12 protein-coding genes are annotated in these 10469 nt (G+C 75.0%); 5 read left to right on the forward strand and 7 right to left on the reverse strand.

Going from position 1 to position 10469, the window contains the following annotated elements; all coding sequences use genetic code 11:
• Nucleotides 1–32 precede the first annotated feature (32 nt).
• A complete protein-coding gene (locus tag LN037_RS25845) occupies nt 33–1112 on the forward strand; it encodes an NAD(P)-dependent alcohol dehydrogenase (RefSeq protein WP_230758938.1) in 1080 nt (359 codons plus the stop codon).
• A 37-nt stretch (nt 1113–1149) separates the two neighbouring features.
• On the forward strand, nt 1150–2523 hold the full coding sequence (locus LN037_RS25850) for a mycothione reductase (protein ID WP_230758939.1): 1374 nt from the start codon (nt 1150–1152) through the stop codon (nt 2521–2523).
• Between the two features lie 22 nt (nt 2524–2545).
• Here the strand turns inward: LN037_RS25850 and LN037_RS25855 are convergent, their stop codons facing one another.
• Together LN037_RS25855 and LN037_RS25860 are read right to left on the reverse strand one after the other, a co-directional pair.
• Nucleotides 2546–3385, reverse strand: coding sequence for a CHASE3 domain-containing protein (locus tag LN037_RS25855; protein WP_230758941.1), 840 nt, complete (start codon nt 3383–3385; stop codon nt 2546–2548).
• A gap of 73 nt (nt 3386–3458) precedes the next feature.
• Entirely contained in the window at nt 3459–3809 is a 351-nt protein-coding gene (locus tag LN037_RS25860) for a hypothetical protein (protein WP_230758943.1), read from the reverse strand.
• Between the two features lie 176 nt (nt 3810–3985).
• Between LN037_RS25860 and LN037_RS25865 the strand changes: the two genes are divergently transcribed.
• Nucleotides 3986–4408 carry a cupin domain-containing protein gene (locus LN037_RS25865; RefSeq protein WP_230758962.1) on the forward strand — a complete coding sequence of 141 codons (423 nt, stop codon included), beginning with the start codon at nt 3986–3988 and terminating at the stop codon, nt 4406–4408.
• A gap of 53 nt (nt 4409–4461) precedes the next feature.
• Here LN037_RS25865 and LN037_RS25870 read toward each other — a convergent pair whose 3' ends face one another.
• Nucleotides 4462–4668 (reverse strand): hypothetical protein, encoded by a 207-nt coding sequence (locus tag LN037_RS25870; protein ID WP_230758946.1) that lies wholly within the window; start codon nt 4666–4668, stop codon nt 4462–4464.
• Between the two features lie 62 nt (nt 4669–4730).
• A complete protein-coding gene (locus tag LN037_RS25875) occupies nt 4731–5333 on the reverse strand; it encodes a TetR/AcrR family transcriptional regulator (RefSeq protein WP_230758949.1) in 603 nt (200 codons plus the stop codon).
• Between the two features lie 145 nt (nt 5334–5478).
• On the opposite strand from LN037_RS25875, the gene ybiA reads away from it, so the two are divergent.
• Nucleotides 5479–5928 carry a riboflavin biosynthesis intermediates N-glycosidase gene (ybiA, locus tag LN037_RS25880; protein ID WP_230758952.1) on the forward strand — a complete coding sequence of 150 codons (450 nt, stop codon included), beginning with the start codon at nt 5479–5481 and terminating at the stop codon, nt 5926–5928.
• 32 nt (nt 5929–5960) lie between these two features.
• Here the strand turns inward: ybiA and LN037_RS25885 are convergent, their stop codons facing one another.
• Genes LN037_RS25885 through LN037_RS25895 form a run of 3 tightly spaced genes read right to left on the reverse strand, consistent with a single transcriptional unit; the run spans nt 5961 to nt 9645 of the window.
• A complete protein-coding gene (locus LN037_RS25885) occupies nt 5961–6581 on the reverse strand; it encodes a trimeric intracellular cation channel family protein (protein WP_230758955.1) in 621 nt (206 codons plus the stop codon).
• The gene (locus LN037_RS25890; protein WP_230758957.1) at nt 6578–7816 is read right to left on the reverse strand and encodes an amidohydrolase; all 1239 of its coding nucleotides are present in this window, start codon (nt 7814–7816) and stop codon (nt 6578–6580) included. The genes LN037_RS25885 and LN037_RS25890 overlap by 4 nt, the downstream gene beginning before the upstream one ends.
• On the reverse strand, nt 7813–9645 hold the full coding sequence (locus LN037_RS25895; RefSeq protein ID WP_230758959.1) for an FAD-dependent monooxygenase: 1833 nt from the start codon (nt 9643–9645) through the stop codon (nt 7813–7815). The genes LN037_RS25890 and LN037_RS25895 overlap by 4 nt, the downstream gene beginning before the upstream one ends.
• A gap of 72 nt (nt 9646–9717) precedes the next feature.
• On the opposite strand from LN037_RS25895, the gene LN037_RS25900 reads away from it, so the two are divergent.
• On the forward strand, nt 9718–10446 hold the full coding sequence (locus LN037_RS25900) for an IclR family transcriptional regulator (protein WP_230758961.1): 729 nt from the start codon (nt 9718–9720) through the stop codon (nt 10444–10446).
• The last annotated feature ends 23 nt before the right edge of the window (nt 10447–10469 follow it).

Below are 10469 nucleotides of genomic sequence, written 5' to 3' on the forward strand. Positions count from 1 at the left end.
ACTGGCGCTCCCCGACCCCGATGGGAGCCCTCATGCAGATCACCGCCGCCGTGCTGCGCGACCGTGCCGGCGCGTTCGCCCTCGAGACCGTCGACCAGCGCGAGCCGGGCCACGGCGAGGTGCGGGTGCGGATCGCGGGCGCGGGGATCTGTCACACCGACGAGCTCCCCCGCACCGACGCCCTGCCGATCCCCCTGCCGGTGATCGCCGGTCACGAGGGTTCGGGCGTCGTCGAGGCGGTCGGCCCGGGCACCTCGCTCGCGGTGGGCGACCACGTCGTGCTCTCCTTCGACTCCTGCCGGGCCTGCGACAACTGCGTCGACGGACACCCCTCGTACTGCGCCACGTTCTTCGAGCGCAACCTGTTCGGCACCGGCCTCGTGGAGCCCGGGCACGACGTCCGCGACGCCGTCGGTGGGCCGGTCGCCGCCCGCTGGTTCGGCCAGTCGTCGTTCGCGAGCCACGCGCTCGTGGCCGAGCGGAACACGGTCAAGGTCGCCGCCGACCTGCCGATCGAGCTGCTCGGCCCGCTCGGCTGCGGCGTGCAGACCGGCGCCGCGTCCGTCCTCGAGGCCCTGCGGGTGCGCTCCGGCAGCACGGTGATCGTCTCGGGGGTCGGCGCGGTCGGGCTCTCCGCGGTCATGGCCGCGCGGGTCGCCGGGGCGGCCACGATCGTCGCGGTCGACATCAACCCCGCCCGCCTCGAGCTGGCGACCGAGCTCGGCGCCACCGCCACCGTCGACGGCCGCACCGAGGACCTCACCGGCGCGCTGCTCGCGGCCACCGGCGGCGCGCAGTACGGGCTCGACACCACCGGCCTCCCGCCGGTCGCCACCGCGGTGCTGCGGGCGCTGCGCCCGACGGGCACGCTCGGCCTGGTCGGCGTGCAGCAGGGACCCATCTCGCTCGAGCCGATGGACCTGTCGGTGGGCCGCAACGTCATGGGCATCCTCGAGGGCGACGCCGTGCCGCAGACCTTCCTGCCCCGCCTCATCGCCCTGTGGCGCGACGGGCGGTTCCCGTTCGACCGCACCTACCCGCTGAGCGAGATCAACGAGGCCGAGCGGGCCGCACTGGCGGGCGAGGTGGTCAAGCCGGTCCTCGTCCCCTGACGCGCGCCGGGGACCGAACCGGACTTACGGTGGGCCGGTGCCGCGACACGACCTCGTGGTGATCGGCTCCGGCTCGGGCAACATGGTCCTCTCCGACGCGTTCGCGGACCTCGACGTCGCGATCGTCGAGGCCACCGAGTTCGGCGGGACCTGTCTGAACCGGGGCTGCATCCCGACGAAGATGTTCGCCTACAGCGCCGAGGTCGCCGACACGGTGCGCGACGCCGCGGTGTACGACGTCGGCGCCCAGCTCGACGGCATCGCCTGGCCGGGGCTGCGCGACCGCGTGTTCGGCCGGCTCGACCCGATCGCCGCCGAAAGCCGGAAGGGCCGCGAGGACAGCGACTTCGTCACGGTCTACGCCGGCGAGGCCCGCTTCACCGGCCCGCGCACGCTCGCCGTCGCCCTGCACGACGGCGGGTCCGCGGAGATCGAGGCCGGACGGATCGTCATCGCGGCGGGCGCGCGTCCGGTGGTGCCGCCGCCGGTGGAGCGGTCCGGCCTGCCGTTCCACACCTCCGACACGATCATGCGCGTCGACGTCCTGCCCCGGCGGCTCGCCGTGCTCGGCGGCGGCTACATCGCGGCGGAGCTCGCGCACGTCTTCCACACCGCCGGCGCCGAGATCGTCATGATCGACCTGGCCGACGAGCTCCTCGGGCCGCAGGACGAGTCCGTCTCGGAGGCGTTCACCGCGATCGCCCGCGAGCGCTACGAGCTGCACCTGGGCCGCGAGGTCACCGCCGTCGAGGGCGGACCGGGCGCCCTGCGGCTCCGGCTCGACGACGACACGACGATCGAGGCCGACACCCTCCTCGTCGCCGTCGGCCGCACGCCGAACGGGGACTCGCTCGACCTCGACGCCGCGGGCATCGAGACGCACGACGACGGGCGGGTGGCGGTCGACGCGGCCGGGCGGACGTCGGTGGAGGGCGTCTGGGCGCTGGGGGACGTCAGCTCCCCGGTGCAGCTCAAGCACGTCGCGAACCGCGAGGCCGAGGTGGTCACGCACAACCTGCGCCACCCCGACGACCTGCGCGAGGTCGACCACTCCCTCGTCCCCGCCGCCGTGTTCACCAGCCCGCAGATCGGCACCGTCGGCCGGACCGAGGCGCAGTGCCGCGACGAGGGCCTGGACTACGAGGTCGGCCGGGTCGCGTTCTCCGACGTCGCCTACGGCTGGGCCATGGAGGACGAGACCGGCTTCTGCAAGGTGCTCGTCGAGCGGGGCACCGGCCGGATCCTCGGCGCACACGTCCTGGGGCCGGAGGCGCCGACGCTGATCGCGCCGCTCGCCCTCGCGATGACGTTCGACATCGACGCCGCCGCCCTCTCCGGGCGCCCGTACTGGATCCACCCGGCGCTCACCGAGGTCGTGGACAACGCCCTGCGCCAGGTGCTCCCCGGCTGAGCGGGCGGCCCCCACGTCCGGCTCAGGTGCGGAGCACCTCGTGGACCTCCCGCTCGAGCTGGCCCATCTGGTCCCGCTTGGTCGGCGCGACCAGCGCTGACGGCGTGCCCTCCCGGCGGTCCCGCAGGCACGTCGTCAGGCGGTCGACGCGGCGCAGGATGCCGCGCCGGAAGAGGAACCAGGCGAGGAACCGGGTGGCCAGGGCGGCGACGAGCGCGAGGGCCACCGAGACGTAGTCCCGCACGCGGATCGCGTTGATCTCGTCGATCCGGTCGTCCAGCAGCGCGCGTTCCTGGGCCTGGAAGTCCCCCACCTCGGCGCGGATGCGGTCCATCAGTCCCTTGCCGTACTCCAGGTGCCGCCGGATCTCCGGATCGTTCGGGCTGCCCCCGCGCGCGACGAACTGCTGCTGGAACGACAGGTCGGCCATCTGCTGCCCCGTGAGCGTCTCGAGCTCCCGCAGCCGGCCGGACATCTCCTCGCGCGGCCGCTCCCCCGGCTCGTCGTCGGTGAGCGCGCTCAGCCCGGCGAGGGCGCCGGGCAGCTGCTGCGTCGCCTGCCCGAAGGGCTCGAGGAACTCCGGTTGCCCGGTCAGCAGGAACCCGCGCATCCCCGTCTCGGCGTTCACCATGAGGGAGGACAGGTTCCCGAGCGCCGCCGTCATCTCGAACTTGCGCTGGATGTCGGTCTCGATCGCGGCCCGGGTCAGGTTGCCGTTGAGCGCCAGGGCCGCGGAGATCACCACGGCCACCAGCGGCAGCGCCACGGTGATCCGCCCCTGCACCCGGATCGGGATGCGTTCCCACGCCCGCATCGGGGGTCCGACGAGCGAGTTCCACAGGTCGGCGGGTCCTCGGGCCACCCGCGGAACGGTACGAGAGCGCCGCGCACCGGTCGCGTCGACAACCACCCTTTCCCGACGACGGGTCGCGCGGCTACGCCCGCCCGTCCAGCCGGTCGGTGACGGCCGCGGCGAACGCGGTCGCCGCCCCGGTCACCTCGGCGGACGCCCGGCCCGCCTCGACCGCGTCCGCCGTCGTGCGCAACCACGTCACCAGGGGCGCCGCGAGCGAGGGGGCCAGCCCGGCGATCCACGCCGACGACCGGGCGCGGGTCTCCGCGACGTGCTCGCTGCTGCCGTCCGAGTGCCGCGCGACGATCTCCGGCCGCGTCGCGAGGAGCCCGCCGACCTCCCACTCCCCGCCCGGGGTTCGGGCCCGCAGCTCCTCCAGCAGGCGCGCCGCGGTCCGCAGCGTCCCGGCGTCGTCCTTGTTGCCCGCGGCCACCCCGCGACCTCCCGTCCTCGTCGACGGCCCCAGAGTGCCCGCCGGACCGGGTTCGCACCGCCGGATGTCCGATGATCCACACCCGGCCCCGCGGCCGGGTAGCTTCACGCCGTCCCGCCCGTCACCGCGCAGGGAGCCACCCCGTGTCCGAACCGTCCCGGCCCTTCCACCCCGACCTGCCCGACCGCCCCGCCCACACCCGGGTCCACCTCGTGCGGTCGACCGACCTGACCGGCGACACCGCGCAGTCCGGCGGGATGCGGCGCCTGGAGGCGGTCAGCGGGAAGTCGGTCGGGTCGTCGGCCCTGTGGACCGGCGAGACGCACGTCGCGCCGGCCACTTCCTCGTCCGACCACCACCACGGCGAGTCGGAGACCTCGATCTACGTCGTCTCGGGCCGCCCGCGGTTCGTGTTCCACGACGGCGAGGGGGAGGTCGTGCTGCAGACCGGGCCGGGCGACTACGTCTACGTGCCGCCGTGGGTGCCGCACCGCGAGGAGAACCCCGACCCGGACCACCCGGCGGTCGTCGTGATCTCCCGGACCACGCAGGAGGCGATCGTGGTCAACCTCCCGGCGCTCACACCGCTCGAGGACTGAGGGTCCCGACGGCGGGTCCACCGACCCGCCGTCGGGAAGAGGTCACGCGGGACTCACTCCGCGAGCTTGGCGATCCCCTGGGCCCACAGGAAGTACTTGTTGGTGCCCAGGTCCCGCACGGTCTTGATGTTGAAGGCGTCCTTGAGGTGCTGCGCGTCGGCCTCGGAGACGCCCTGCAGCGCCTCGACCGGGGCGTCGGCGATCTCGTTGATGTCCTTGCCCTCCCAGGCCTTGTCCACCTTGTCCGCGATGCCTGCCATGGGTTCTCCCTCGGTGACGGCACGGCCGGTCCGTGCCCCGACGCGGCAGTACCCGACCGGGCTCAGGGGAATGTCTGTCGGGCGGCCGAGTCCAGGAGCGGCTCCAGTTCCGCGACGACCGCGTCGAGCGGGGCCGCGCTGCCCTCGACCCGGCACAGGACGACGGCCCCCTCGATCGACGACAGGACCAGTGCGGCGAGCGTCGCCGCCCGCCCGGGCGGGATCCCCTGCGCGACGAGGCCACCGCGCAGCTCCCCCGTCCAGCGCTCGACGATCGTCCGGACGAGGTCGACGAGCTCGGGCTCGTCGGCCGGGTGGTCGACGGCGACCGCCACCAGGGGGCAGCCGGCCCGGTGGTCGGTGGCGACGAGCCGGGTGCGCCAGAGCGAGGCGAACCGGCGCAGGATCGCCGACGGGGAGTCCGCGGCGGCCGTGTAGCCGGCGAGCAGGTCCGAGACGAGGTCGCCCGCGCGGGTCACCGCGGCGGTCAGCAGCTCCCGGCGCCCGCCCGGGAAGTGGTGGTACACCGAGCCCCGCGGGGCACTGCTGTGGGCCAGGACGGCGTCGATGGTGGTGGCCGCCGTCCCGTACTCGCGGAGCAGCGTCGCGGCGCTGTCGACCATGCGGTCCCGTGTCGACCGGGTGCGTTCCTGCGTCCTCGGCATGCGTGCCTCCCTCGACCCGTCGAGGCTAGGCCCTCGGACCGACTCCCGGACCCGGTCGCGAGCGGTCCGTCGGAGAGGTTCCGCCGGCGGGTCCGCGGGGTTCCGCCGGTCGCCGCGGGCGGGCTGACGCGGGAGGCTGCGTCGCATGACCGACTCCCCGATCGTGCTGCTCGGTGCCGTCGACGACTTCCGCGGCCCGTACTGGACGCTCTCGAACTTCTCCGAGCACCCGAGGGAGATCGACGGCCACCGGTACGCGACCGTCGAGCACTACTTCCAGGCCATGAAGGCCGTCGCGCCGGAGGACCACGACCGCATCCGGGACGCCGCCACCCCGGCGGAGGCGAAGGAGCTCGGGCGGGCGGTCGCGATGGTCCCCGACTGGCGGGACCGGCGGGTCGCGGTGATGCGCCGGGCGCTCGCCGCGAAGTTCACCGCCGACTCGGAGGCCGGCCGCTTCCTCCTCGCGACCGGCGAGGCGAACCTCGTGGAGGGCAACGACTGGGGCGACCAGCTCTGGGGCGTCAGCGACGGGCGCGGTCTCAACCTGCTCGGCGTGCTCCTGATGGAGCGCCGCGGGGTGCTGCGCCTGTGAGCACTGTCCGTGGTGGGCACCACGGATGGTGCTCACAGGGCGGAGCCACCGGGCGGCCGGGGCGCGTCGAGGCGGAACCCGATGCCGAGCAGCCGGATCGTCAGGCACACGCCGGCGCCGACGAACACCCAGACCGGTCCGCCCGCGCCGAGGCGCGCCGGCACGACGACGACCGCGGCGCCGACCAGGGCGGGGATGGCGTAGAGCTCGCTGGACAGCACGCTCGGGACCCGGCGCACGAGGACGTCGCGGATCGTGCCGCCACCCACCGCGGTGATCGTCCCGAGCAGGACGGCCTGGCCGACCCCGGCGCCCAGGTCGAGCGCCCGCCCCGCCCCGGTGACGGCGAACAGGCTCAGCCCGAGCGCGTCGAACACCGTGATCGGCAGCGCGAGGCGTTCGAGCTGCCGGGCCAGCCCGAACGCGACCAGGCCGCCCGCCGCGGCCACCACGAGGTAGCGCCAGTCACTGAACGTCGCGGGCGGCAGCGCCCCGAGCAGGACGTCGCGCAGGATGCCGCCGCCCAGCGCGGTGATCATGCCGAGCACGACGACGCCCACGATGTCGAGCTGCGCCGCGCGCACCGCGGTGAGCGCCCCGTTCAGGGCGAAGGCGAACGTCCCGAGGAGATCGAGGACCAGCGCCGTGGTCACGGCGCCAGCCAGGCACCCGCCGCCGTCAGCAGCGCCTCCACCCCGGTGCGGACGGTCGGGTCGAGCACCGGCGCGAACGCCGGGCTGTGGTTGGTGGGCAGCTCGGTCAGCCGGCCGTCGCGCTCGGCCGCGGCGTACGCGTCGGGGTCGGTGCCGCCGACGAACCAGAACACCGACGGCGCGCCCCAGGCCGCACCGAGGACGCCGAAGTCCTCGCTGGCCGACGTCGGTCCCATCGGCACCACGTCGTCGCCGAACCGGGACCGGAACGCGTCGAGCACCCGCCCGGTCGCGGCCTCGTCGTTCTCGGTGGGCCGGTAGGTCTCCACCGGCGTGATCTCCGGCGGCCGCGGCGCCCCGGACGCCTCCGCCTCGGCGGCCACGATCCGACGGATCGCCGCCTGCGCGCGGGCGCGGACGCCCTCGTCGTAGCAGCGCAGGTTCAGGCCGATCACGGCCTCGTCGGGTATGACGTTCTCCTTCGCACCGGCCTGCAGCATGCCCACGGTCAGGACGGCGGGTTCGTTCATCCCGAGCTCGCGGGAGACGACGGTCTGCAGCCGCAGCACGGTCCACGCGGCGAGCACCACCGGGTCGATCGACGCCTCCGGCATCGACCCGTGCGCGCCGCGACCGAACAGCCGGATGCGCCAGACGTCGGACGCGGACGTGACGGTGCCCGGCCGCGTGCTGACGACGCCGGCGGGCACGGGCATGACGTGCTGGCCGAGCACGACGTCGGGGGTCGGGACCCGGTCGACGAGCCCGTCGTCGACCATCGCCTGCGCGCCCGCGCCGATCTCCTCCCCGGGCTGGAACACCGCGACGACGGTGCCCGACCAGGCGTCCCGCCGGGCGGCGAGCTGCGCGGCGCCCGCGGCGAGCCACGCGACGTGCATGTCGTGCCCGCAGGCGTGCGCGACCGGCGTCTCGCGCCCCTCGTCGTCGGTGGCGGTCGCGGTGCTCGCCCAGGGCACCCCGGAGGCCTCGCGCACCGGCAGTGCGTCCATGTCGGCGCGCAGCGCGACCGTCGGTCCGTCGCCGTTGCGCAGGACCCCGACCACGCCCGTCGTCCCGATCCCCGTGAGCACCTCGAACCCGGCCCCGGCGAGCCGCTCCGCCGCGAGGCCCGCCGTGCGGTGCTCCTGCATCGACAGCTCGGGGTGGGCGTGCAGGTCGGTGTACAGCTCCCGGGCGTCCGGAAGCAGGTCGTCGAGTCCTTCGAACAGGGTCATGCCGTGACCTCCTGCAGTGCTCCGGCGAGGAACTCCCCGAGCCGGTCATGATCGTCGAGTCCCAGGACGTGTGCCACGTACTGGTCGGGCCGCACGAGCACCAGCGCGCCGTCGGGGTCGATCCCGCGCTGCTCGAACACGTCCGCGGTGGGGTCGGGGCGGAACACCTTCTCGTGGTCGACCAGCCCGAGCGGCCCCTTCCGCGGGCGCAGGACCGGCGGGACGTCGACGGACCCGTCGTGGTGCGCCCGGAGCACCGCGCGCACGTCGACGACGGCGTCCGGGTCGGCGCCGACGGGCGTGAACCGGCGCACGAGCGGCGCGAGCCGGCCGGCCAGCGCGTCGAACCGGGAGCGGTCCCGGTCGGCGAAGACGTACAGCCGCCACGCGCCGTCCGCCCGCGCGACGTGCCCGAGGTGCATCGGCTGCGCGTCGGCGCACCGGACCACGGGCGCCGAGTGGAAGCGGGTGCCGACCTCGAACCCGGTCGCCCGGTCCTGCTCCGGGTCGGCGGCGGTGATCATCGACGGGGCGTAGCGGACGCCGAAGCCCGCGGTGTAGCGGCCGTGGTCGCGGAAGTACCGCTGGAACACGGCCGGGTCGGCCTGTTCGGAGTGGTCGCTGAACAACGCTGCGAACTCGCGGTCGAAGTCGATCAGCTCCTGCGCGACGGCCCGGCGCTCCGCGGAGTATGTGTGCAGCAACTCCGGCCGGGCCGTGCCGCGCAGCACGGCGCCCAGCTTCCAGCCGAGGTTCCACCCGTCGGCCATCGACACGTTCATGCCCTGGCCGGCCTTCGCGCTGTGGGTGTGGCAGGCGTCCCCGGCGATGAACACCCGTGGCGACCGGCCCGATCCGTCGTGGGGACCGTCGTCGAAGCGGTCGCAGAGCCGCTGTCCGACCTCGTAGACCGACCACCACCCCACGTCGCGGACCTCGAGCGTGTACGGCGCGAGGATGCGGCGCACCGCCGCGGCCAGCGTCTCCGGCGTGACCGTGCCGCGCTCCGGGACGCCGTCGAGCTCCACGTAGAGCCGCACCAGGTACCCGCCCTCGCGCGGGATGACCAACAGGCTCCCCGACGACGAGGTGATCGCGCTCTTGAGGCGGATGTCGGGGAAGTCGGTGTCGACGAGCACGTCCATGACACCCCACGCCTGGTTCGCGGAGTCGCCGCGCAGCTCCCGGCCGATCGCGGCCCGGACCCGGCTGCGGGCGCCGTCGCAGCCCACGACGTAGCGGGCCCGGACCGTCCGCCCGCGCCCGGCGTCGTCGGTCGTCGTCACGACGACGGGGTGGTCCCCCGCGCCCTCGACCCGGACGTCCTCGACGCGCAGGCCGTACTCCGGCTCCACCCGCGCGGCCGAGCGGGCCGCGTGCTCGCGCAGGAAGGTCAGGACCCGGGCCTGGTTGACGATCACGTGGGGCATCTCGGAGAGCCCGTCCTCGACGTCCGGGATACGTCCGGTGCGGGTGATCCGCGCCGGGTGCGCGGGGTCGGGGCGCCAGAAGGTGACCTCGTTGACCTGGTAGGCCTCCTCGCGCACGCGCCCGGCGAGCCCGAACGCCTCGAGCATCTCCATGGAGCGGCACGCGACGCCGTCGGCCTGCCCGACCGCGAGCGGCCCGTCGCGGCGGTCGACCACCACGGTGTGCAGCTCCGGGAAGGCCGCGAGCTGCGCCGCGAGCACCTGGCCGGCCGGGCCGGCGCCCACGATCAGCACGTCGCAGGTCCCGGGCAGACCGGCGGGGCGCCCGGCCACCGTGGGATGGGGCGCGGCGAGGAAGGGGTCGCCGGGCCGGTACCCGGCGAGATGGAACTGGGCCACGCCTGCCTCCCCGTCGTCGTCGGTCGCCCCGACGCTACGGCGGTTCCGCGGGGTGGCCGCTACCGTTCTGGAGTGCAGAACGAACCGGTGTACCGCATCCGGTCGGTCGACCACGCGCTGCACCTCGCCGCGATCCTCGCGCAGGAGGGTCCGCTGCGACTCTCGGAGGCGGCGCAGCGGCTCGGCGTCGCACGCTCGACCGCGCACCGGCTGCTGACGATGCTGGTCTACCGCGGGTTCGCCGAGCAGGACCCGGACCGCCGCTACCGGGCGGGGCCGGTGCTGCGCGGCGCCCGCGCGAGCGAGCCGGTGGCCGACCTGCGCCGGGTCGCGCTCCCGCACCTGCGCGCGCTCACCGAGCGGGTGGGCGAGACGACGAACGTGATGGTCGTGGACGGCGACGACGTGCGCTTCGTGGCGTCGGTCGAGTGCGCGCAGGTGCTGCGGGTCGGCGAGCGGGAGGGCCGGGTGCTGCCCGCGCACCTGGCGTCCGGCGGACGGGCCGTGCTCGCGGGGCGGCCCGAGGACGAGGTCCGGGCCCGCTACGAGCGCCCGGACTCCCCCGTGGCCGACGTCGACGCCCTGCTGCGCGACCTGCGGCGCTTCCGCCGGCAGGGGTTCGCGATCAACGACGGACGCACCGAGACCGGGCTGACCGCGATCGGCGTCGCCGTGCCGGGGCCGGGCGCCGCCGCCCTGTCGATCGCGCTGCCCACCGCGCGCTACCGGCGCGACCGCCTGACCGAGTGGGTCGCCGCGCTGACCGACGCCGCCGCGGCGATCGCGCACGCGACGGGCTGACCCCTCTCCCCCCGTGGCAGGAA

Source organism: Actinomycetospora soli (assembly GCF_021026295.1).
Classification (GTDB): Bacteria; Actinomycetota; Actinomycetes; order Mycobacteriales; family Pseudonocardiaceae; genus Actinomycetospora; species Actinomycetospora soli.

Coding starts and splice junctions, on each gene's coding strand:
- ybiA (WP_230758952.1), top strand. CDS start 5,479: ATGACCGACTCCCCGATCGTGCTGCTCGGTGCCGTCGACGACTTCCGC.
- LN037_RS25890 (WP_230758957.1), bottom strand. CDS start 7,816: ATGACCCTGTTCGAAGGACTCGACGACCTGCTTCCGGACGCCCGGGAG.
- LN037_RS25845 (WP_230758938.1), top strand. CDS start 33: ATGCAGATCACCGCCGCCGTGCTGCGCGACCGTGCCGGCGCGTTCGCC.
- LN037_RS25875 (WP_230758949.1), bottom strand. CDS start 5,333: ATGCCGAGGACGCAGGAACGCACCCGGTCGACACGGGACCGCATGGTC.
- LN037_RS25870 (WP_230758946.1), bottom strand. CDS start 4,668: ATGGCAGGCATCGCGGACAAGGTGGACAAGGCCTGGGAGGGCAAGGAC.